Source organism: Streptomyces spiralis, from assembly GCF_014654675.1.
GTDB lineage: Bacteria > Actinomycetota > Actinomycetes > Streptomycetales > Streptomycetaceae > Streptomyces > Streptomyces spiralis.
Genome location: NZ_BNBC01000011.1, coordinates 153226 through 174611, shown reverse-complemented (window position 1 = coordinate 174611; position 21386 = coordinate 153226). Strand labels below are relative to the sequence as shown.

Sequence of the window (21386 nt, the reverse complement as noted above, 5' to 3'; positions counted from 1 at the left end):
CCCCGTACGGCCCGCACGCGCGCGCGTGGAGGCCGTGCGGGCGGGTCCCCGCCGCGCCCTACGGGGTGTCTTTCTCCAGCTCGTGACGGAGGTCGTCGAGCTCGCTGCCGCCCGCCATCTGACGGGTCAGCTCCTCCAGGGTGATCTCGTCGCGGGTGTGACGGCCCACCATCGTGCCCCGCTTCAGCAGCACGAAGCGGTCCCCCACGAGGTACGCGTGGTGCGGGTTGTGCGTGATGAGAACAACACCGAGGCCCTGGTCCCGGGCGGCGGCCACGTACTTCAGGACCACGCCGGACTGCTTCACGCCGAGCGCCGCCGTCGGCTCGTCCAGGATCAGCACCTTCGCCCCGAAGTGGACCGCCCGCGCGATCGCCACGCACTGGCGTTCGCCGCCCGACAGGGTGCCGATGGGCTGGTCGACGTCCCTGAGGTCGATGCCCATGCGGAGCAGGGCCTCGCGGGTGGTGCGGCGCATGAGGCCGATGTCGAGGCGCTTGAACGGGCCCGAGCCCTTGCGGGGCTCGGAGCCGAGGAAGAAGTTGCGCCAGACCGGCATCAGGGGGACGACCGCCAGGTCCTGGTAGACCGTGGCGATACCGCGGTCCAGGGCGTCGCGCGGGGAGGCGAGGCGGGTCTCCTCGCCCTCGATGCGCAGGGTGCCGCCGTCGTGCTGGTGCAGGCCGGCGATCGTCTTGATCAGCGTCGACTTGCCGGCGCCGTTGTCGCCGAGGACGCAGGTGATCTCGCCCGCGTGGACCTCCAAGGAGACGCCCTGGAGGGCGCGGACGGTGCCGTAGTGCTTGCTGACGTCGGTCAGCTCGATCAGCGGCGCGCGCTCGGGGGTTCCTGGTGTGCGCCCGGTGGTCCTCGGCGTGCGCTCGACGGCCTCCGGCGTGCGCCCGGTGGTCTCGGTCATGTCGTCGCCTCCGCGCGCTTGCGGACCCAGGCGTTCAGCAGGGTCGCGAGGAGCAGCATCGCTCCCAGGAAGAACTTGAACCAGTCGGGGTTCCACTCGGCGAAGACGATGCCCTTGCTGGTCATGCCGAACAGGAGCGCGCCGACCGCCGAGCCGACGGCGCTGCCGTGGCCGCCGGTGATCAGACAGCCGCCGATGACGGCGGCGATGATGTAGATCAGTTCGTTGCCGACGCCCTCGCCGGACTGGACGGCGTCGAAGGAGAACAGCAGGTGCTGGCCGGAGATCCAGGCGCCGAAGGCCACGCCCATGTAGAGGGCGATCTTGGTCCTTGTGACCGGTACCCCGACCGCGCGGGCCGCGTCCTGGTTGCCGCCCACCGCGAAGATCCAGTTGCCGGCGCGGGTGCGCAGCAGGATCCAGGAGGCGAGGGCGACCAGGCCCAGCCACCACAGGATGGTGACCTTGACCTGGACTCCGCCGATCGTCAGCGTCGAGGCGAAGACGGCGTGGGCGCTCGGAAAGCCCTCCATGTCGGCGATGGTCTTGGTGGAGACCGTGCCGTCGATCAGCTTGGTGAAGCCGAGGTTCATGCCGGTCAGCATCAGGAAGGTGCCCAGCGTGATGATGAAGCTGGGCAGCTTGGTGCGGGTGAGCATGAAGCCGTTGAAGGCGCCGACCGCGAGGGTCACCAGGAGCGAGACGCCCACGCCGACCCAGGTGTTCGCCGTCATCTGGTAGCTGAACATCGACGAGATCAGCGCCGAGGACGTCACCATCACGCCCGCGGACAGGTCGAACTCGCCGCCGATCATCAGCAGGGCGACCGGGACCGCCATGATGCCGATCGTGGACGACGCGTACAGGACGGTGCTGAGGCTGGAGGCGCGCAGGAAGCCGTCGGCGGCGACGGCGAAGAAGACGAAGACGGCGAGTGCGCCGACGACCGAGCCCAGTTCGGGGCGGGAGAGCAGCTTCCGCAGCGGAGAGCTCTGCAGAATCCTTTCGTCAGACGTTCGTTCCATGGTCGCGCTCATCGGGTGCCCCGCTTCGCGTACTCCTCGAGCGCGGCCGCCTGGTCCTTGGTGACGATCTGCGGGCCGGTGAGCACGGGCCGGCCGCCGCCGAGGACGTCGCCGTTGTACTTGTACAGCCACAGCAGGTCGACGGCCTGGTAGCCCTGGAGGTACGGCTGCTGGTCGACGGCGAAGCCGAGCGTGCCGTCCCTGAGCTCGGCGGCGACCTTGGCGTTGAGGTCGAAGGTGTCGATCTCCGCCTTGCTGCCCGCGTCCGCCTTCGCCTTCACGGCGGTGTCCGCGTACGGGGCGCCGAGGGTGACGACCGCATCGACGGACTTGTCGGCCTGGAGCTTGGCCTCGATCGCGGACTGCACGTCCGGCATGTTGGTGCCGTTGACGTAGAGGTTCTCGACCTTGCCGGCGAACGTCTTCGCCACACCGGCGCAGCGCTGCTCGTGGCCGACGTTGCCCTGCTCGTGCAGGACGCACAGGGCTCTCTTCTTCCCGCGCCTGGTCAGCTCCTCGCCCACGGCCTGGCCGGCCACGGTCTCGTCCTGGCCGACGTGGGTGAGCGCGCCGAACGCCTTGGACTGAGCCGAGCCGGAGTTCACCGTGACGACCGGGATGCCCGCCTTCTCGGCGCGGGCCACGGCCGCCTTCAGCGCGTCGGGCTTGGCCAGCGTGACGATGATGCCGTCGACCTTCTTGTCCACCGCCGCGTCGACGAGCTGCGCCTGCTGCTGGGCCTCGTCGTCGTGCGAGTACAGGAAGTTGATGTTGTCCTTGACGGCGGCCTGCTTGGCACCGCTCTGCACGATGTCCCAGAAGGTGTCGCCGTCACCGGAGTGGGTGATCATCGCGAAGGTCCAGCGGGGAGTGTTCACCGCCGCCCTTCCCTGGGCCGCCGCGGCCTTGCGGGCGTCCTCCGCCCGTTTGCCGCCGGTGCTGCTGCATCCCGCGAGGGACAGCGACAGTGCCCCTGCCAGCGCGATGCCTACCCAGGTTGGAAAGCGTGCCACGAGGCCGTGCCCTTCTTGCCGTGTTCGAACGTACGCACGGGGCTGACGGCAATCCCATCAGCCCCGAACATCCCATTATCGGACACGGGTGCGACGGGCCGGACGGCCGGGGAGCGGGGAACGGTCACATTGTCCGGACATTACGACGCGCGGCCACGCACGCGGGAGGTGGGGAAACCACGCGTACGGGAGGGAGCGGTACCGGGGGCCGCTCAGGACCGTACGAGCAGCTGGAACTCGAAGGAGTAGCGGGAGGGCCGGTAGGTGTGGGTGCCGAACTCCACGGCGCGGCCGGTGTCGTCGAACGTGGTGCGCTGCATGGTGAGCAGGGCGGCGCCCTCCTCCTCGCCGAGCCGCTCGGCCTCGTCGCGGGTGGCGGCGCGGGCGCCGATGGACTGGCGGGCGCTGTGGAGGGTGATCCCGGCGGAGCGCATCAGCCGGTACAGGCCGGTGGCCTCCAGCTGCCCGGTGTCCAGGTCGAGCAGGCCGAGGGGGAGGTGGTTGACCAGATACGCCATCGGCTCGCCGTGCGCGAGCCGCAGCCGCTCGATGCGGTGCACGTCGCCGTCCTCGGCCACGCCGAGGGCCGCGGCGACCTCGGCGGAGGCCGGGACGACCGTGTTGACCAGGACCGTGGTCGCCGGCCGCTGACCGGCCGCCTCCAGGTCGTCGTAGAGGCTGCTCAGCTCCAGCGGCCGCTTGACCTGGCTGTGCACGACCTGGGTGCCGACACCGCGGCGGCGCACCAGCAGGCCCTTGTCGACGAGCGACTGGATGGCCTGGCGGACGGTGGGCCGGGACAGGCCGAGCCGCGCGGCGAGCTCGATCTCGTTGCCCAGCAGGCTGCCGGGAGTGAGGGCGCCGTGCTCGATCGCCGCCTCCAGCTGCTGCGCCAGCTGGAAGTACAACGGCACCGGCGAGCTCCGGTCCACACGGAGGTCGAGCGAGGCGGTGGGGTCCACAACTGGTTTCGGCACGGCCCGAGCGTAGCCCCGTGGCCGGTTGACGGGAAGTCGTGTAGTCAGATTGTCCGGACATAGAGATTGACAGGTGCCCGGGTCCGCCCCCACTTTGTTTCCATGCGCATCGGGGTCATCGGTACGGGCCGCATCGGCACCGTCCGTGCGAACACGCTCAGCCGTCATCGCGAGGTCGGCTCGCTGATCCTCACGGACGCCGATCCGGCGCGGGCGCAGGCGCTGGCCCACCGGCTGGGCGAGACGGCGGCGCCCGGGGTGGACGAGATCTTCACCTGGGGCGTGGACGCCGTGGTGATCACCACGGCGACCTCGGCACACGCCGAACTGATCGGCCGGGCGGCACGCTCGGGACTGCCGGTGTTCTGCGAGAAGCCGATCGCCCTGGACCTACCGGGCACGCTGCAGGCGCTCGCCGAGGTGGAGGCGGCCGGGACGATCCTCCAGATGGGTTTCCAGCGGCGGTTCGACGCGGGCTACGCCGGTGCCCGCGAGGCGGTGCGCTCGGGCCGGCTCGGCCGGCTGCACACCGTCCGCGCGCTGACCTCGGACGAGGCACCGCCGGCCGCGGCGTGGCTGCCGCTGTCCGGCGGGCTGTTCCGGGACACGCTGATCCACGACTTCGACGTACTGCGCTGGGTGACGGGGCGTGAGGTCGTCGACGTGTACGCGACCGGGTCCGACGCCGGGCCCACGATGTTCCGGGAGGCGGACGACGTCGACACCGGCGCGGCGGTGCTGACGCTCGACGACGGCACCCTCGCCACGGCCACGGCGACCCGGCTGAACGGCGCGGGCTACGACGTCCGCATGGAGCTGGCCGGGGAGCTGGACCAGATCGTGGTCGGTCTCGACGACCGCACGCCCATCGCGTCCACGGAGCCGACCGGGCCGCCGGCCGCGGACAAGCCGTGGACCGGGTTCCTGGAACGCTTCGGCCCGGCCTACGAGGCCGAGCTGTGCGCCTTCGTCGAGCTGGTGCTCGGCGAGCGGCCCAACCCGTGCGACGGACGCGAGGCCCTCCAGGCCCTGCGTATCGCCGAGGCCTGCGAACTCTCGCGCCGCGCACACCGCCCGGTCGCCCTGGCGGAGATCCCGGGACGCGCACGGACCGCGACCGAAACCGGGTGACGACCGGACCGGACCAGCACGCGGCGCCACGGTGCGGGACCCGGTCCACGGTGGTGGAGGCCGGACGGTGCCGGTCGAGGCCGGACCGTGCCGGTCGAAGCCGGGCCGCGCCGGTCGAAGCCGGGCCGCGCGGGTCGAGGCCAGTCCGTGCCAGTGGAGGCCAGGCCGCGCCGGTCGAAGCCGGGCCGCGCGGGTCGAGGCCAGTCCGTGCCAGTGGAGGCCAGGCCGCGCCCGTCGAAGCCGGTCCGTGCGGGTCGAAGCCGGTCCGCGCCCGTCGAAGCCAGGCCGCGCGGGTCGAGGCCAGTCCGTGTTCGTCGAAGCCAGGCCGCGGGTCGAAGCCGGTCCGCACCCGTCGAGCCGGTCCACGCCGGTGGAGACAGGTCCGCACCCGTCGAAGCCGGTCCGTGCGGGTCAAAGCCGGTCCGCGCCAGTGGAAGCCAGGCCGCGCCCGTCGAAGCCGGGCCGCGCCATGGAAGCCGGGCCGCGCGGTCGAGGCCGGGTCGCTGTGGTCACCAGCGGACCGGGAGGCTTCGTAGGCCGCGGATCAGCATGCCGGGCAGCCATTCGCCCGGCGGGCCGTCGAGGGCGAGGCCGGGCGCGCGGTGCAGCAGGGTGCGCAGGGCGGTGCGGGCCTCCAGGCGCGCCAAAGGGGCGCCGAGGCAGTAGTGCATGCCGTGGCCGAAGGCGAGGTGGCCGCGGGTGTCTCGGTGGATGTCGAAGCGGTCCGGGGCGGGGAAGCGGCCGGCGTCCCGGTCGGCCGCGGTGAGACCGATCATCACCGGATCGCCCGGCGCGATGGCGGTGCCCGCGATCCGCAGCGGCCGCGCCGCGTAGCGGAACGTGGCGTTCTCCACCGGGCCTTCGTGGCGCAGCGTCTCCTCGACGGCGCCGTCTACGAGATCGAGGTCGTCGCGCAGTGCGGCGAGCTGGTCGGGGTGGGTGAGCAGCGCGTACACGCTGTTGGTGATGAGGTTGACCGTGGTCTCGTGACCGGCGATCAGCAGCAGGAAGGCCATGCCGCGCAGCTCCCCGGCCGAGAGCCGGTCACCGTCCTCGGCGGTGGTGCGGATCAGCTCGCTGAGCAGGTCGCCGGCCGGGCCCGCGCACCGCTTGTCCTCGATCAGCTCGGTGAGATAGGCGCCGAGCCGGTCCACGGCCTGTGCGTTCGCCTCCGCGCTGGTCGGCGCGACCACCTCGTTCGACATCTCGCGGAACGCGGCCCGGTCGATCTCGGGCACCCCGAGCAGCTCACAGATGACGGTGATCGGCAGCGGGTACGCGAATGCCTCCACGAGTTCGGCGCGGCCGCGCGGCAGCATCGCGTCCAGCAGCTCGTCGGTGATCTGCTGGACCCGGGGCCGCAGTGCCTCGATCCGGCGCGCGGTGAACGCGCGGGTCACGAGCGAGCGCAGCCGCGTGTGCTGCGGCGGGTCGGTGATCAGCAGGTGCTTGCCGATCACCTGCTCCTCCAGGAACGTCGCGTCCACCGCGCCGATGTCCTTCACCAGCCTCGTGTCGGCCAGGGCGGCGCGCGCCTCCTCGTGTCCGACGACGAGCCAGGTGTCGTAGCCCTCGGGCGGTGGCAGCCGCACCCGGTGGACCGGGCCGAGTTCGCGCAGTCGCGCGTAGACCGGGTGCGGGTCCTCGCGGAACGCCTCTCCGTACTCGGTCAGGTCGATCACGTCCGCCATCACCGCTCCCTCCGGAGCACGAACTCCCTGCGGAGCGCGAAAGGCTCCCCCTGCCCCGTCAACGCATGAGGTCTCCCCGAAGTGCCCAGGACCCGGATGCCGCCGGCCCCCTGTACCCCTGGGCTCCTGGGCTGCCCATGGGTTCCTAGACCGTGTCGTCTTCGTCGAGCAGCCCGGCCTCGTGGGCGAGCAGCGCGATCTGGACCCGGTTGCCGAGGTCGAGCTTGGCCAGGATGCGCGAGACGTGGGTCTTGACGGTGGCGACGCTCATGAACAGTTCCGCGGCGATCTGGGCGTTGGCCAGACCCCGGCCGACACGGACGGCGACCTCCCGCTCCCGCTCGTTGAGGGCGGCGGCGCGTTCCCGCGCGCGGGTGCGCCGGTCGTCGGCGCCGCCGCCGGCCGCGTGCCGTATCAGCTGGCGGGTGACGGTCGGCGAGAGCCCCGGGTCGCCCGCGGCCACCCGGCGCACCGCCTCGACGATCTCGGCCGGCGGGGTGTCCTTGAGGACGAACCCGGCCGCGCCCGCGCGCAGCGCCCGCAGCACCTGCTCGTCGGCGTGGAAGGTGGTCAGGACCACGATCTGGGGTGCCTCGGGGCGTCCCCGCAGCCGTTCGGTGGCCGTCAGGCCGTCCACGCCCGGCATCCGGACGTCCATGAGGACGACGTCCGGCCTGGTGCGCTCCACCAGGGCCGCCACCTCGCCGCCGTCGGCCGCCTCGCCGACGATCTCGATGTCCTCGGCACCCCCCAGCATGAGGGACAGCCCCGCCCTCACCAGCGGGTCGTCGTCCACGAGGAGCAGTCGGATCGCGGTCATGGGCCCCACCCGACCAAACCGCCGACGTGCCGGCCACACCGCCCCGCCGTCACCGGACGCGCGCCCGCCGGCCCGGTGGGAGAATGATCGGTCATGCGTGCCGCGTACATCGAGCGACTGGGTTCACCCGACGTCATCCGCTGGGGCGAGCTGCCCGCGCCCGTGCCGGGTCCCGGCGAGGTGCTGGTGGACGTGCTGGTGACCACGGTCGATCCGGTGGACACCTTCGTCCGTTCCGGGGTGTTCCGCACGCCGATCCCCCTGCCCTTCGTCATCGGGCGCGATCTCGTGGGCACCGTCGCCTCACCCGGGTGCGGCTTCGCCGAGGGCGAGACGGTGTGGTGCGACAGTCTCGGCCACGACGGGCGGCAGGGGGCGACCGCCGAGCAGGCCGTGGTGCCCGCCGACCGCCTGTACCGGCTGCCGGCCGGTGTACGCCCGGAGGAGGCGGTGGCCGTGTTCCACCCCGCCGCCACCGCCCATCTGGCCCTCCACACGCACGGCGGGCTGCGCCCGGGCGAGACGGTGCTGGTCGGCGGTGCGGGGGGCAACGTGGGCAGCGCGCTGGTGGAGCTCGCGGCGCGGGCGGGGGCGCGGGTGCTCGCGACGGCGGCGCCGCGTGACCACGCCCACGTACGGTCGCTGGGGGCGGCGGAGGTCCTGGACTACCGTGCCGCCGGCCTCACCGAACGACTGGCGGCGCTGGCGCCCGACGGGGTGGACGTCCATGTCGACACCTCCGGCCGTCACGACCTCGGGGCCGCCGTCGGCCTGCTCGCGCGACGCGGGCGCATCGTCCTCATGGCCGGCCCCAGGGCCGAGCCGGTCCTGCCGGTCGGCCCGCTGTACATGAAGGACGGGTCGCTGCGCGGCTTCGTCATCTCCCACGCGACGGTCACGGAACTCGCCGAGGCGGCGACCGCGCTCAACGAGCTGCTGGCGGCGGGCGGCCTGCGCCCCCGGTCGGTCGAGCACCGCCCCATGAGCGAGGCGGCGGACGTCCACCGCCGCCTGGAGCGGGGCGACCTGCACGGCCGGCGCGTCGTGCTTCATCCCTGACCGATCCCGCCTGCCGTGCCTGCGGCGCAGCCAGACCGCGCCGCAGGCCAGCGCGCCGAGCACCTGGTCGACGACGGCGAGGGCGTGCGGCAGGTGCGTCTCGTTGCGCAGGGAGTCGGCGGCGGCCAGTCCCAGGGCCGCCGCCAGGAGGAAACAGAAGAAGTCGACGAACCAGTCGCGCGCGGTGCTCCGCGACCGTCCGGGCCGTCCGGGTCGTCCGGCGTCGGGGTCGAGTTCGTCGAGCACGGCGGACGGCAACCACCACCGTCGCCTCGTCACCACCGGCGATCGCGGCGTCGTTCCGTCATTGGTCACGTTCACCCCATGTACGCAGACGTCGGTGGCGGTCACCGTCCTCGGCCGGGGACCGAGACCGAAGTCGCGGCGGAATGGACTTTCGGCGCGGCAGGCCGCCGCGACCGCAGACCTGCGACGGGCGAGGCTCGCCCCGCGGCCGATGTGCGTGGGGGGGCCGCGGGGCGAGAGTCATGGCCATGAAGCAGGTTCTGGAACTACTCGGATTCATCGCCCTGGTGCAGGGCGTGCTGGGCCTGGTGCAGGGGTTCACCCACTGGCATGTGGGGCTGGTGCAGCGCCTGGCCTTCCTCCACGGCTACGAGGTGTTCGTGAGCTTCGTGCTGATCGTGCTCGCCTGCGCGCTGTTCGCCGCCGCCGAGCGCCTGAAGCTGTGATCGCGTGCCTGTGGGAGCGGTGACCGCCGCTCGGTCGCCGGGCAGCGTGGGGTCAGCAGCCGAAGTCGATCAGGTCGAACGTCGCGTAGTGGTCGGAGGTGTAGTAGTCCTCCTGGCTTCGCTCACCGGTGACGATGCGCCGCGCTCCGCGGGTGGGCGAGCCGGGGGTGACGACCGTGTACTCGTGGTAGTAGCCGCTCGACTGCCGGGGCAGGACGCTCTCCCGGTTCTGGAAGACGGTGCCGTCCTGGGGGTAGGGGAAGGGCCCGCCCTGGTCGATCAGATCGAGTGTGTCGTACGCCTGGGAGGGCAGGTCGCCGTAGCAGATGCTGCCGACCGAGGCCGTGGTGGCGTCCGCCGGGCCGGCGGTGACGGTGCCGCCCACGAGCAGGGCGGACAGCAGGGCGCCGGCGGCGCCGATGCGGATCATGCGTGGGGGGAGACTCATGGACTCATGATGACGCGCGTAGAAGGTGGCATGTCAATGACAGCACCGTGCAGTTTCCCGGCAAGTGCGGTGAATTGGCGGGCAGTTCACCTGCGACCCGGCGCCCTCACATCATCTCCACGAGTGAACGCCGGGTGCCTGTCATGGAGTCAGCCCCCACCGGCCCCCGCAACTCATCGGTGGTTCCGGATCGGGTCCGGCCGGCCGACGTCGGTGTCCGTTGGCCGCCAGCGCCCGCGCCGGCCGGCCGCTGGGATGGGGGCATGACTTCTTCAGTGCAGACGAACGGCAGGGTGGCTCTTGTGACCGGCGGCAGCCGTGGCATCGGCGCGGCGACGGCGGTACGCCTCGCGCGCGAGGGCCACGACGTGGCGGTCACCTATGTGAACGGGAAGGAGGCGGCGGCGGAGGTCGTACGGGCCGTCGAGGGGCTCGGGCGGCGGGCGGTGGCCCTGCGGGCGGACGCGGCAGATCCGCGGGAGGCGGCGGGGGCCGTTGGCCGTACGGTGGACGAGCTGGGCGGGCTCGACGTGCTGGTGAACAACGCGGGCGTCGGCCTGCTCGGGCCGGTGGAGTCCCTGACGCTCGCCGATGTCGACCGGGTGCTCGCCGTCAACGTGCGCGCGGTGTTCCTGGCCAGCCAGGCCGCTGCCTCCCGCATGGGGCACGGCGGCCGGATCGTCACCATCGGCACGTGCATGACCCAGCGCGTCCCCGGGCCCGGCGGGACCCTCTACGCGACGAGCAAGGCGGCCCTGATCGGCCTGACCAAGGCGCTCGCCCGCGAACTCGGGCCGCGCGGGATCACGGCGAACATCGTCCACCCCGGTCCCATCGACACCGACATGAACCCCGCCGACGGCCCCTACGCGTCCGGCCAGGCGCAGATGACGGCACTGGGCCGCTTCGGCACGACCGCCGAGGTGGCGTCCACGGTGGCGTACCTGGCGAGCGCCGACGCGGCCTACGTCACCGGAACCGAGTTCGCGGTGGACGGCGGCCACGCCGCCTGACGTGACGGCAGCCATCGCGGGGCACGCCGGTGCTGTCGGGCCGGCGCGCCCCGCGAGTTCGGTGGGGCCATTGGTCCATGGGGCCGGCGGTCCGTTCACGGGGCCGGTGGCCGTGGACCAGTGGTCCGTGTGAGCCGGGAGGGTCAGCCGCCCAGTTCCTGGTGGTGGGCGGTGAGGTGGGTTGCGCCCTCCTGCGTCAGGGTGCCGAACAGGCGCAGGCGGGAGATGCCTCCGTCCGGGAAGATGTCCACGCGCGCGTGCGTGCCGACGGCGGGCGTGGGCAGCACGAAGCGGTGGTTGGTGTCCGGCTGGAGGCGGGTGCGCGGGAGGATCTCCGTCCACTCGCCGTTCTCGCCGTCCTTCACCGACACCGACGCCCAGCCCGCGCTGTTGCCCTTGAGGTAGGCGGTGTCGATCTCGAGGGCACGGATCTCCGACTGGGCGGCCAGCCGGTAGCGGATCCAGTCGTTGCCCCGGTCGCGGCGGCGCCGGGTCTCCCAGCCGTCGTCCATCTTGCGGGAGCGGCCCGGCTGGATGGTGTTGGTGGCCGGTGAGTAGAACAGGTTGGAGGCGTCCTCGACCCGGCCGCCGTTCTCCAGGGCGACCACGTCGAAGGTGCCGAGCGCCGCCAGCCACTTCGGGTCCGGGACCACCTCGCCGTACACGCGCAGCCGGGCGATGCCGCCGTCGGGGTGCTGGTTGACGCGCAGGTGGGTGAAGCGCTGCTCGACGTCGACCGCGAAGCCGTTGGCCGCGTGGCCGCCGACGGCGGTGCGCGGGACCAGCGTCGTCCACTTGACGTCGTCGGCCAGCAGCTCCTCCGGCGACGGGGAGCCGGCCACCGAGGTGCCCTCGACGGACACCGCCTGCGGGTAGTTGCCGCGGAAGTGGGCCGTGTCGACGACGATCCCGCGCACGACGCCTGGCGCGCCGAGCCGGATCAGCGCCCAGTCGTGGTCGTCCTCGGTGGGCCAGGGGTGGTCGGCGGAGGCACCGCGCCGCCGCCGGGTCTCCCAGCCGTCCATGATCTTGCCCTTGTGCCCGAAGTGCTCGGGGTCGAACTCGGCGCGCTCGGGCACCAGCAGGTTCTCGCGCTGGGCGAAGAACTCGTCGTTGGCGGCGATGACACCGGCGCCGAGCTGCCGGTCGGCGAGGTTGGCGTGCTGGGTGAAGGGGAAGTCGGCGGTGCGGTAGTCCGCGTACGGGTCACCGCCTCCGTAGGGGTTCGCGTCGCCGGTGAAGCTCGCCCAACTGGATTGATGCAGCGCCGTCACGGTGATCAGATCTTCCTTTCGGTTCGGTGGTGGGCCGGTGCGGGTGGGTCGTGAGGTCCGGCCAGGTCCGGTCAGGTTCGGTCGAGGAGGCGGCCCTTCGGCTCGGTGAACTCGCCGTCCGCCAGGATCCGCTCGCCGCGCAGCCAGGTGGACTTCACGACGCCGCTGAGGGTCCTGCCCGCGTACGCCGTGACGCGGTTGCGGTGCTGGAGGGCCGCCGGATCCACGGTGAACGTCTGCTCGGGCGCGAACACCGCGAAGTCGGCGTCACGGCCGGGTGCGATGGCGCCCTTGCGGGCGTCGAGGCCGACCAGCCGCGCGGTCCGCTCCGACATCCAGCGAACCACGTCATCCAGGCCGTGGCCGCGCCTGCGCGCCTCGGTCCACACGGCGGACAGGCTCAGCTGCAGCGAGGAGATGCCGCCCCAGGCGGTGGCGAAGTCGTCGGTCTTCAGGTCGGCGGTGGAGGGCGAGTGGTCGGTGACCACGCAGTCGATGGTGCCGTCGGCCAGGGCCTGCCAGAGCAGGTCCTGGTTGGCGGCCTCCCGGATGGGCGGGCAGCACTTGAACTCGCTGGCCCCGTCCGGGACCTCCTCGGCGGTCAGGGTCAGGTAGTGCGGGCAGGTCTCGACCGTGATCCGCACGCCCTCCGCCCTGGCCTCGGCGATCAGCGGCAGCGCGTCGCTGGAGGACAGGTGCAGCACGTGGACGCGTGCGTTCAGCCGTCTGGCCTGCGCGATCAGGGCGGCGATGGCGGTGTCCTCGGCGTCGCGCGGACGGGAGGCGAGGAAGTCGGCGTACCTGGGGCCGCCGTGCTGCGGGGCGGCGTCCAGGTGGTGCGGGTCCTCGGCGTGCACGATCAGCAGGCCGCCGAAGCCGGTTATCTCGGCGAGCGAGCCGGCCAACCGGTCCTGGTCGAGGTGCGGGAACTCGTCCACGCCGGAGGGCGACAGGAACGCCTTGAAGCCGAAGACGCCGGCGTCGTGCAGCGGGCGCAGGTCCTTCACGTTGCCGGGCAGGGCGCCGCCCCAGAAGCCGACGTCGATGTGCGCCTTGTCGCGGGCCACGTCCTGCTTGACGCGCAGGTTGTCCACCGTGGTGGTGGGCGGCAGGGAGTTGAGCGGCATGTCGATCAGGGTGGTGATGCCGCCGGCCGCCGCCGCCCGCGTGGCGGTCCAGAAGCCCTCCCACTCGGTGCGGCCGGGGTCGTTGACGTGCACGTGGGTGTCGACCAGGCCGGGCAGCAGGGCGTCGTCGCCGAGGTCCTCCAGGCGGGCCCCGGCGGGTACGTCCGCGTCGTGGGGCAGTACGGCCGTGATGGTGCCGTCGGCGACCGCAACCGACGCGGCGCGCGTCCCCTCGGGCGTGATGACGCGCGTCGAGCGCAGCACCAGTTCAGCGTCGGACACCCGGACCCCTCTCTGCCACTGTTGTGCTTCCGCGGAACGGAAACTGGATGTACGCGGATGGACGCCCACGTAACGGATTTCAACGTTCTGTTGAAGGAGTCTTCACTCCCGCCCTCACCCCGTCAAGGGGCACACTGCCGAACAGCAGCTCACCGCGCACAGTCTGGACGTTTCCACAACGCGGAATTAGAATTCCGATAGACAGAACGTAGTTCCGTACAGGCAGGGAGTCAACCGTGCCCCCGGTAGGCTTTGGCCCTTCCTGCCAGCCTCGAAAGGAACGCGCCGTGCCGACGTCCAGCGCCAGCACCACCGACTCCGCCAAGTCCTCCGCCAGCGGTGGCGTCCAGTCCCTCGAGCGCGCCTTCGATCTGCTGGAGCGGATGGCCGACTCGGGCGGCGAGGTCGGTCTGAGTGAGCTCTCCGCGAGCAGCGGACTCCCGCTGCCCACCATCCACCGCCTGATGCGGACCCTCGTGGCCTGCGGATACGTCCGCCAGCAGCCGAACCGGCGGTATGCGCTCGGTCCCCGGCTGATCCGCCTGGGCGAGTCCGCCTCCCGGCTGCTGGGCACCTGGGCCCGTCCGTACCTCGCCCGCCTGGTCGACGAGACGGGTGAGACGGCGAACATGGCACTGCTGGACGGCGACGAGATCGTGTACGTGGCGCAGGTGCCGTCCAAGCACTCGATGCGCATGTTCACCGAGGTCGGCCGGCGTGTGCTGCCGCATTCCACGGGGGTCGGCAAGGCGCTGCTCGCCCACACCCCGGCCGACGAGGTGCGCGCCCTGCTCTCCCGGACCGGCATGCCCGCCGCCACGGAGAAGACGATCACCACTCCGGACGGTTTCCTGGCGGCCCTGGAGGACGTACGCCGGCTCGGTTACGCCATGGACGACAACGAGCAGGAGATAGGGGTCCGCTGCATCGCGGTCACCATCCCGGACTCCCCCACGTCCGCGGCGATCTCCATCTCCGGCCCGGCGGGCCGGGTCACCGAGGCCGCGAAGGAACGGATCGTCCCGGTGCTCCAGCAGGTGGCGAAGGAACTCTCCCAGGCCCTGGCCAGTTCGGGCCCGACGAGCTGAGCCGGCCGGGCGGCGGCCCGATCCGCCTGGGGCGCGCCTGTGATCCGCCCCGGGCGGGCCTGCCTGAAGCGTTCGGGCGCCGGCCGCCCACGCCGGCACTGAAGCGCGCGGACGCATCCCACGCCTGTGCCGTGTGCGCCTGCGTCCCGTGCGTCTGCGTGCCGTGCGCCTGTGTGCCGTGTGCCCGTTTACCGTCAGCCGGGCGGCTGCTGCCCGAACAGGTCCACCGCGGCGCGGACCTCCGACAGCCCGCGGGCCAGGGCGCTGACCGAGCCGATCGATCCGGCGATCAGCAGCAGGGAGCGGCGCAGCCGCGGGAGCTCGGGGATGCCGTGGGCGGCCATCGCGGCGAGGGCGCCGAGTTCGTCCTCGGCTATGGCACGGTCGGGGAACTCGACGGGGTGGGCGGCGAGTTCGCGGCGCAAGCGGGACACGGCGGCGCGCAGTTCCGCCACCCTGGGGTCCTCTCCGCTCCCGGTCACCGGCGTCTGTTCCAAGCTCCGCAACACAGTCCTCCCCCTCGCACTCCGTTGTGCGCAGTCCCCGGACCCGGGTCAGTAAACGCCACCCGGGGCGGGGTGCGCCAGCGCGCGGACCGAAATTCAGCCCCCGTTCCACGGCACGGCCGACGGACCGTCAGGTATGCAGGACCCATGACACGTAGAGATGACGAGGTCGCCGGGCTGGTGCTGGCCGCCGGCGGCGGGCGGCGGCTCGGCGGGCGGCCCAAGGCGCTGCTGGTCCACCGCGGCCGGCCCCTGGTGGAGCACGCGGTCGCGGTCCTGCGCTCGGCCGGGTGCGCGCGCGTCCACGTGGTCCTCGGCGCGCGGGCGGACGACGTACGGCGGCAGGCCCGGCTCGACGGCTGTGTCCTGGTGGACAACCCGGACTGGGAGCAGGGCATGGGCTCCTCGCTGCGGGCCGGACTGGAGTCGCTCTCCGGTACGGGGGCCCGGGCGGCGCTGGTCTCGCTCGTCGACCAGCCGGGGATCACGGCGGAGGCGGCGGCGCGGATCCTGGCCGCGTACCGGGACGAGACGTCGCTGGCCTCCGGGGCGTACGACGGTGTGCGCGGCCACCCCGTCCTGCTCGGCGCCGATCACTGGGCGGGCATCGCGGCGAGTGCGACCGGGGACCGGGGGGCACGCGCCTATCTGAAGGAGCACGCGGCCGCGATCACCCTCGTGGAGTGCGGGGACGTGGCGCGGCCGTACGACATCGACACCGAAGCGGACCTGGGCCACCTCGAGTGAGCGCCGTGGCACGGAGCGCCACCTTGCCTCGACCCAAAGAATCTCGACATCAACAAACCATTGAACTTCCACCATGAGGAAACTAGTATCCACTGTTCAGAAGCGCCGGCCCTCCCCCACGCTCGAATCCGCTCGCGCGGGGGGACCCCCATCGCAGGCGCCATACGCCCCATTCATGCCCATTGGCATCCAGTGCCACGGCATGGTGGCGATGCACGTGGTTCGCTGAAGAAGCTCCCCCGAAGGAAGTGACAGCTCATGTCCGCTCCAGCGCCGTCCCCGCTGGCCATCGTCGACGCCGAGCCCCTGCCCCGGCAGGAAGAGGTCCTCTCCGACGCGGCGCTCGCCTTCGTGGCGGAGCTGCACCGGCGGTTCACGCCGCGCCGCGACGAACTCCTCGCCCGCCGTGCCGAGCGCCGCGCCGAGATCGCCCGCACCTCCACCCTCGACTTCCTCCCCGAGACGGCCGCGATCCGCGCGGACGACTCCTGGAGGGTCGCGCCGGCCCCGGCGGCCCTGAACGACCGCCGGGTCGAGATCACCGGCCCCACCGACCGCAAGATGACCATCAACGCGCTCAACTCGGGCGCGAAGGTCTGGCTCGCCGACTTCGAGGACGCCTCCGCCCCCACCTGGGAGAACGTCGTCCTCGGCCAGCTCAACCTGACCGACGCCTACACCAGGAACATCGACTTCACCGACCCCGCGTCGGGGAAGTCCTACGCCCTGCGCCCGGCCGAGGAGCTCGCCACGGTCGTCATGCGCCCGCGCGGCTGGCACCTCGACGAGCGCCACCTCGTCGACGCCGACGGCAAGCAGGTCCCCGGCGCCCTCGTCGACTTCGGCCTGTACTTCTTCCACAACGCCCAGCGCCTGCTGGACCTCGGCAAGGGCCCGTACTTCTACCTGCCGAAGACGGAGTCGCACCTGGAGGCCCGCCTCTGGAACGAGATCTTCGTCTTCGCCCAGGACCACGTCGGCATCCCGCAGGGCACGATCCGCGCCACCGTCCTGATCGAGACGATCACGGCCGCGTACGAGATGGAGGAGATCCTCTACGAACTGCGCGACCACGCCTCCGGGTTGAACGCCGGCCGCTGGGACTACCTGTTCTCCATCGTCAAGAACTTCCGTGACGGCGGGGAGAGGTTCGTCCTGCCGGACCGCAACGCGGTCACGATGACGGCCCCGTTCATGCGCGCGTACACCGAGCTCCTGGTCCGCACCTGCCACAAGCGCGGCGCGCACGCGATCGGCGGCATGGCGGCCTTCATCCCCTCCCGCCGCGACGCCGAGGTCAACAAGGTGGCCTTCGAGAAGGTCCGCGCCGACAAGGACCGCGAGGCGAACGACGGCTTCGACGGCTCCTGGGTCGCCCACCCCGACCTGGTGCCGATCGCCATGGAGTCCTTCGACAAGGTGCTCGGCGACAGGCCGAACCAGAAGGACCGGCTGCGCGAGGACGTGGACGTCAAGGCCGAGGACCTGATCGCGATCGACTCGCTGGAGGCCAGGCCCACCTACGGCGGCCTGGTCAACGCCGTCCAGGTCGGCATCCGCTACATCGAGGCCTGGCTGCGCGGCCTCGGCGCGGTCGCCATCTTCAACCTCATGGAGGACGCGGCCACCGCCGAGATCTCCCGCTCGCAGATCTGGCAGTGGATCAACGCCGGGGTCGAGTTCGAGAACGGCGAGAAGGCCACGCCCGAGCTGGCCCGCAAGGTCGCCGCCGAGGAACTGGCGAACATCCGCGAGGAGATCGGCGAGGAGGCCTTCACGGCCGGGCACTGGCAGCAGGCCCACGACCTGCTGCTGAAGGTCTCTCTCGACGAGGACTACGCCGACTTCCTGACGCTGCCGGCGTACGAGCAGCTCAAGGGCTGACACCCGCACCTGTGTGGCCTCGGGAACGTCCGGGGCCACACGGCCGTCCAGGCTGCGCGGCCGTCACCCCAGGTGGGCCGACCAGTCCTGTTCGGCGGCCGGTTTGCCGTGCAGGTCCGGGACCCGCTTGAGCCACTTCGGCCGGCCCTGCTGTGTCTTCGCCGCGCGCAGCGCCTCCTCGGCCGCCAGCTCCTCGCGGCTGGGGAAGTCGGTGGGCAGCCAGGCGGCCGAGGCCGCCACCCGTGCGGCGAGATAGTCGACGTAGGCGGCCCTGGCCTCGCCCGGGCCGGCGAATCCCGGTTCGTCGGTGAGCCAGGCGTCCGGCACCTCCGCAAGGACCTCCTCCAGCAGCTCCCGCGTCACCCTGGGCGCCAGTTCGGCGTCGGCGGCGCGGACGTCCGGCGCGTAGTGGCCGAGGGCGTGGTGGCGGAAGTCGTACGCCTTCTCCGGCGCCGAGGTGTCCCAGCGGTGGTGGAAGACGAGGGCCGCGCCGTGGTCGATCAGCCACAGTCGCGGGGGTGCGACGCCGAGGGTGGGCCAGACCATGAGGTTCGAGCTGTGCACGGTCCGGTCCACGTTCACCGTCAGCGCGTCCAGCCAGACGATCCGGCCGGCCTCCAGCGGATCCACCGGGAACGTCTTCGCCACCTCCGGGGTGAAGTCGCGCGCGCCCGGCAGATAGTCCATGCCGAGGTTGACGCCGTGGCTGGCGTCGAGCAGGTCGCGCACCTCCTGGTGCGGTTCGTGCGCGGCCAGCTCCGGGTCGAAGTGGACCAGGACCAGCTCGGGGAAGCGCAGCCCGAGGGCGCGTGCCAGCTCGCCCACGATCACCTCGGCGACCAGCGCCTTGCGGCCCTGCGCGGAGCCGGTGAACTTCACGACGTACGTACCGAGGTCGTCGGCCTCGACGACCCCGGGCACGGAGCCGCCGGAGCGCAGCGGTGTCACGTAGCGGGTCGCGGCGACCTTTCTCAGCATGTTCCCACGCCCCCAGCTCCCGGCCTCCGACATGAAAAGAGCATAGTAACCGAGCGTGACAGTCGCGCGGAGAGCGCCGGATCGCTCGCCGCGGCTCCCTCGAGCGTGCGGCTGCGGCTCCTTCGTGCATGTGACGGAGGTGGTGGTGGAGTCGTACGACGCCCGCCGGTGCCGTCAGGCGATGCGTTCCGGCCGGTCCTGCTCCACGGGGGTGAGGCGGGCCAGGCACAGCGAGGGCTCGACGAACGGTTCCAGCCGCTCGACGCCCATGGGGGCGCGCACTTCCTTCAGCGCGCCGCGCATGAGGCCCAGGTGCAGGGAGCACACCACCTCACGATGTTCCTCGGCGACCTCCCGGAACGGGCAGTGGCGCAACGGGACGACCCGGTCCGGCCGGTCCTGGACGGGGCCGGGGGCGAAACCGACGTCCGCGAGCACCCGGGTCAGCCGCCGGACGGCCTCCTCGGAGTCGATGCGCTGGGCGGGCGAGGGCGTGTCGACGAGGTAGCGGCCCCATGCCTCACCGGCGTCGACCGCGGCCTGCGCGGGCTGCGGCACCGTCTGGGTGATGAGGCCGGTGAGCATCTGGGCGAGCAGCTGGTAGCTGCGGCGGCCTGCCGGTACGGGCGAGGGGGCGGCGTGGTAGACGGTGCGGGGCCTGCCCGGCCGGCCGCGCCCCTCGGTACGGCGCTCGACGAGTCCTTCCTTGACCAGCGTGTCGAGATGGAACCGGGCGGTGTTGGGGTGCAGGCCCGTCTGCTCGGCGACCTCCCGCACGCCCACCGCTTCGGACGTGGCACGCAGTACGTCGAGTACATGCGCCCGGCTCTCGCCCACGGCGGAAGGGCCGGCCGGATCACGCAACGTCTGCTCGCTCATTTCACCAATTTTACCTGGCACGCCTCGTAGAAAATAGGGAAAACCTGTCACCCGCTCCCCGGCGAGCCCGGAGTCCCGGGGCGGCGGCGGATCTGCATGCCGGGGCGGCGGCGGTGGACGGTCACGTAGGCCAGGCCCCGGGGTCCTGCGGTGATGCCGCGCGTGGAACCGTGCGGCAGCCACAGGAGCCCCCCTTCGGTCAGCGGCAGTTCCCCCTCGGGGGTGTCCATCACGCCCTCACCGGTGACGACGAGGACCAGCACGTCCAGGTCGGGCTCGGTGTGCGTGCCGATGCGCTCGCCGGCGGGCAGCCGGATCAGGTTGGCGTCGAGCTGGCGGCCGGACTCGGCCAGCTTCCACAGGACGCCGGTGGGTCCGGGGAGTTCGCCGGTGAGGGCCCGGACGTCGCACAGCACGCGCGCCATGGCCGCGTCCTCCGGCAGGTCGCCGGCCCGTCCCTCAGGCATCGTCGGCCATCCGTGTGATGCGGATCTGCCACTGCTCGGGCCCCGACTCGACGTACTCCCAGGCGAAGCGGCCGGGGTGGGTGGCCTCGAACTCACGGCGCAGCGGCTTGGGGTCGTGGTTGTTGACCAGGACGAAGGACTCGCCGTCCGCGAGACGGGCGAAGCGGGTGAAGATGCGGGGGTGGCGTCGGCCGTGCGGGATCTCGCGGACGTCGAGGACCGCCGGATCCTCCGGTCGGCCGCCTGCCAGGACGGTGGTGAAGTCGCCGACGAGCGCGGACAGGTCGACTCCCGGCAGTGCCGCCAGGGCGGGCAGCAGCACGGCACGCTCCATGCCGAGATGGACGGCGAGCATGCCCGCGAGCGTGCGGGCGGCGCCGACGCGTTCCGCGCTGTCGGTCGCGGCGGCCAGGGCGGCGGCGTGCCCGCCGACCGTGTCCGACGCGGCGCGCAGCGCCCGCACCAGCAGCCGGGTCTCGGCCGCACCGGACGCGGCGGCGTACAGACTCTGCTCGGTGGCCGTCAGCAGACGGCCCAGCCCCTCGGTGAACGCGTCGGTGGGTTCCTCGCCGGACTCGGTGAGCGCGGTCAGCCGGTCCAGCAGTCGCCTGTGGGCCTCCTCGACGACGGCCCGTGCACGGACATCGGGGTCGGTGTCGGTCGCCTGGATGTACACCTCTGCGGCAGGTGGCATGCGTGATCCCTCTGTTCTGGCTGTTGTGGCTGCCCCCTCGGCCGTCCGGGCCGTCCGGGCTGTTCCGGTGGGGGCGGTACGTCCGCGAAGCGCACCACAATTATTACACTCGGCTTCGTAAAAATTGGAGAGATACCGGCCCTTCGACTCTGCCGCGCGGGGTGACTGTCCGCACGACTTGGGCTGCTGCTTGGGGCCTGCCTCCCACAGGGGTGACTGCACGTTTCTCACATGTATATTCATAGAAACCCGGTCGTGAGACCTCTGCCGAAGGAAGGGGACATCATGCACGTCGCCGATATCGTCGCCTCCCCCCGTCGCCGCGCGCCCATGCCCGGCGGCCCGACCGCGGCCGTGCTCACCACCGCGGAGACCTCCGAGCAGGTCGCCGTCGTCCACGTGGAGCTGTCCGCGGGCGCCGTCATGCCCGAACACGACCACGGCGCCTCGCAGATCGTGCTCATCCCCGTGGCCGGCTCCGTCGAGTTGCGCCACGACGGCCGGGTCCGGACGCTGACCGCCGGTGCGGCCGCCGCACACATCGCCGTCGGCGAGCGCGTCGGCCTGGCCAACCCGGGTGAGGAGCCGGCCTCTCTCGTGGTCGTGGCCTCGCCGCCGGCCTTCGCCCGCCGGCTGGAGTCCTGGCCGCCGGCCGGGACGGACTGAGGCCGG

22 protein-coding genes are annotated in these 21386 nt (G+C 72.1%); 8 read left to right on the top strand and 14 right to left on the bottom strand.

The window, feature by feature from the left end; all coding sequences use genetic code 11:
- Positions 1–58: 58 nt before the first annotated feature.
- The 4 genes from IE318_RS14470 to IE318_RS14455 all read right to left on the bottom strand — a co-directional run bounded on the left by IE318_RS14470 (position 59) and on the right by IE318_RS14455 (position 3919).
- A complete protein-coding gene (locus IE318_RS14470; protein ID WP_229903514.1) occupies positions 59–919 on the bottom strand; it encodes an ATP-binding cassette domain-containing protein in 861 nt (286 codons plus the stop codon).
- Complete coding sequence (locus IE318_RS14465; RefSeq protein ID WP_373311169.1) at positions 916–1944, bottom strand: ABC transporter permease; 1029 nt, start codon at positions 1942–1944, stop codon at positions 916–918. The genes IE318_RS14470 and IE318_RS14465 overlap by 4 nt, the downstream gene beginning before the upstream one ends.
- 8 nt (positions 1945–1952) lie before the next feature.
- Positions 1953–2957, bottom strand: coding sequence for a sugar ABC transporter substrate-binding protein (locus IE318_RS14460; protein WP_189900376.1), 1005 nt, complete (start codon positions 2955–2957; stop codon positions 1953–1955).
- 212 nt (positions 2958–3169) lie between these two features.
- A complete protein-coding gene (locus IE318_RS14455) occupies positions 3170–3919 on the bottom strand; it encodes a GntR family transcriptional regulator (protein ID WP_030182652.1) in 750 nt (249 codons plus the stop codon).
- A gap of 117 nt (positions 3920–4036) precedes the next feature.
- On the opposite strand from IE318_RS14455, the gene IE318_RS14450 reads away from it, so the two are divergent.
- Positions 4037–5065 carry a Gfo/Idh/MocA family protein gene (locus IE318_RS14450; RefSeq protein WP_189900374.1) on the top strand — a complete coding sequence of 343 codons (1029 nt, stop codon included), beginning with the start codon at positions 4037–4039 and terminating at the stop codon, positions 5063–5065.
- Positions 5066–5574: 509 nt separating this feature from the next.
- Here IE318_RS14450 and IE318_RS14445 read toward each other — a convergent pair.
- On the bottom strand, positions 5575–6756 hold the full coding sequence (locus tag IE318_RS14445) for a cytochrome P450 family protein (RefSeq protein ID WP_189900372.1): 1182 nt from the start codon (positions 6754–6756) through the stop codon (positions 5575–5577).
- A 145-nt stretch (positions 6757–6901) separates the two neighbouring features.
- On the bottom strand, positions 6902–7576 hold the full coding sequence (locus tag IE318_RS14440; RefSeq protein ID WP_189900371.1) for a response regulator transcription factor: 675 nt from the start codon (positions 7574–7576) through the stop codon (positions 6902–6904).
- Between the two features lie 93 nt (positions 7577–7669).
- Between IE318_RS14440 and IE318_RS14435 the strand changes: the two genes are divergently transcribed.
- Both IE318_RS14435 and IE318_RS14430 read left to right on the top strand, forming a co-directional pair.
- A complete protein-coding gene (locus IE318_RS14435; RefSeq protein ID WP_189900369.1) occupies positions 7670–8635 on the top strand; it encodes an NADPH:quinone reductase in 966 nt (321 codons plus the stop codon).
- A 494-nt stretch (positions 8636–9129) separates the two neighbouring features.
- The gene (locus IE318_RS14430) at positions 9130–9327 is read left to right on the top strand and encodes a hypothetical protein (protein ID WP_030182637.1); all 198 of its coding nucleotides are present in this window, start codon (positions 9130–9132) and stop codon (positions 9325–9327) included.
- A gap of 52 nt (positions 9328–9379) precedes the next feature.
- Here the strand turns inward: IE318_RS14430 and IE318_RS14425 are convergent, their stop codons facing one another.
- Entirely contained in the window at positions 9380–9775 is a 396-nt protein-coding gene (locus tag IE318_RS14425) for a guanyl-specific ribonuclease (RefSeq protein WP_030182633.1), read from the bottom strand.
- Between the two features lie 263 nt (positions 9776–10038).
- Here IE318_RS14425 and IE318_RS14420 point away from each other — a divergent pair, with 263 nt between their 5' ends.
- Positions 10039–10788 (top strand): SDR family NAD(P)-dependent oxidoreductase, encoded by a 750-nt coding sequence (locus IE318_RS14420; RefSeq protein WP_189900367.1) that lies wholly within the window; start codon positions 10039–10041, stop codon positions 10786–10788.
- A 143-nt stretch (positions 10789–10931) separates the two neighbouring features.
- Here the strand turns inward: IE318_RS14420 and alc are convergent, their stop codons facing one another.
- Positions 10932–12071: an allantoicase gene (alc, locus tag IE318_RS14415; RefSeq protein WP_373311171.1), complete on the bottom strand. Its 1140-nt coding sequence runs from the start codon at positions 12069–12071 to the stop codon at positions 10932–10934.
- 62 nt (positions 12072–12133) lie between these two features.
- Complete coding sequence (gene allB / locus IE318_RS14410; RefSeq protein WP_189900363.1) at positions 12134–13471, bottom strand: allantoinase AllB; 1338 nt, start codon at positions 13469–13471, stop codon at positions 12134–12136.
- 287 nt (positions 13472–13758) lie between these two features.
- Between allB and IE318_RS14405 the strand changes: the two genes are divergently transcribed.
- Positions 13759–14559, top strand: a complete 801-nt coding sequence (locus IE318_RS14405) for an IclR family transcriptional regulator (protein ID WP_030182617.1) — start codon at positions 13759–13761, stop codon at positions 14557–14559.
- Positions 14560–14753: 194 nt separating this feature from the next.
- Here the strand turns inward: IE318_RS14405 and IE318_RS14400 are convergent, their stop codons facing one another.
- Complete coding sequence (locus IE318_RS14400; RefSeq protein WP_037869856.1) at positions 14754–15068, bottom strand: DUF5955 family protein; 315 nt, start codon at positions 15066–15068, stop codon at positions 14754–14756.
- A 144-nt stretch (positions 15069–15212) separates the two neighbouring features.
- On the opposite strand from IE318_RS14400, the gene IE318_RS14395 reads away from it, so the two are divergent.
- Positions 15213–15812: a nucleotidyltransferase family protein gene (locus IE318_RS14395; protein ID WP_189900360.1), complete on the top strand. Its 600-nt coding sequence runs from the start codon at positions 15213–15215 to the stop codon at positions 15810–15812.
- 258 nt (positions 15813–16070) lie between these two features.
- Positions 16071–17696, top strand: coding sequence for a malate synthase A (aceB, locus tag IE318_RS14390; RefSeq protein WP_189900358.1), 1626 nt, complete (start codon positions 16071–16073; stop codon positions 17694–17696).
- Positions 17697–17759: 63 nt separating this feature from the next.
- Here aceB and IE318_RS14385 read toward each other — a convergent pair whose 3' ends face one another.
- The 4 genes from IE318_RS14385 to IE318_RS14370 all read right to left on the bottom strand — a co-directional run bounded on the left by IE318_RS14385 (position 17760) and on the right by IE318_RS14370 (position 20714).
- Complete coding sequence (locus IE318_RS14385) at positions 17760–18674, bottom strand: HipA family kinase (protein ID WP_030182602.1); 915 nt, start codon at positions 18672–18674, stop codon at positions 17760–17762.
- 174 nt (positions 18675–18848) lie between these two features.
- Positions 18849–19553 (bottom strand): helix-turn-helix transcriptional regulator, encoded by a 705-nt coding sequence (locus IE318_RS14380; RefSeq protein ID WP_189900356.1) that lies wholly within the window; start codon positions 19551–19553, stop codon positions 18849–18851.
- 47 nt (positions 19554–19600) lie between these two features.
- Positions 19601–20020, bottom strand: coding sequence for a cupin domain-containing protein (locus IE318_RS14375; RefSeq protein ID WP_189900354.1), 420 nt, complete (start codon positions 20018–20020; stop codon positions 19601–19603).
- Positions 20013–20714: a DUF2249 domain-containing protein gene (locus IE318_RS14370; RefSeq protein WP_189900352.1), complete on the bottom strand. Its 702-nt coding sequence runs from the start codon at positions 20712–20714 to the stop codon at positions 20013–20015. Before IE318_RS14370 ends, IE318_RS14375 begins: the two co-directional genes overlap by 8 nt.
- A gap of 285 nt (positions 20715–20999) precedes the next feature.
- Here IE318_RS14370 and IE318_RS14365 point away from each other — a divergent pair, with 285 nt between their 5' ends.
- Positions 21000–21380, top strand: coding sequence for a cupin domain-containing protein (locus IE318_RS14365; protein WP_189900350.1), 381 nt, complete (start codon positions 21000–21002; stop codon positions 21378–21380).
- The last annotated feature ends 6 nt before the right edge of the window (positions 21381–21386 follow it).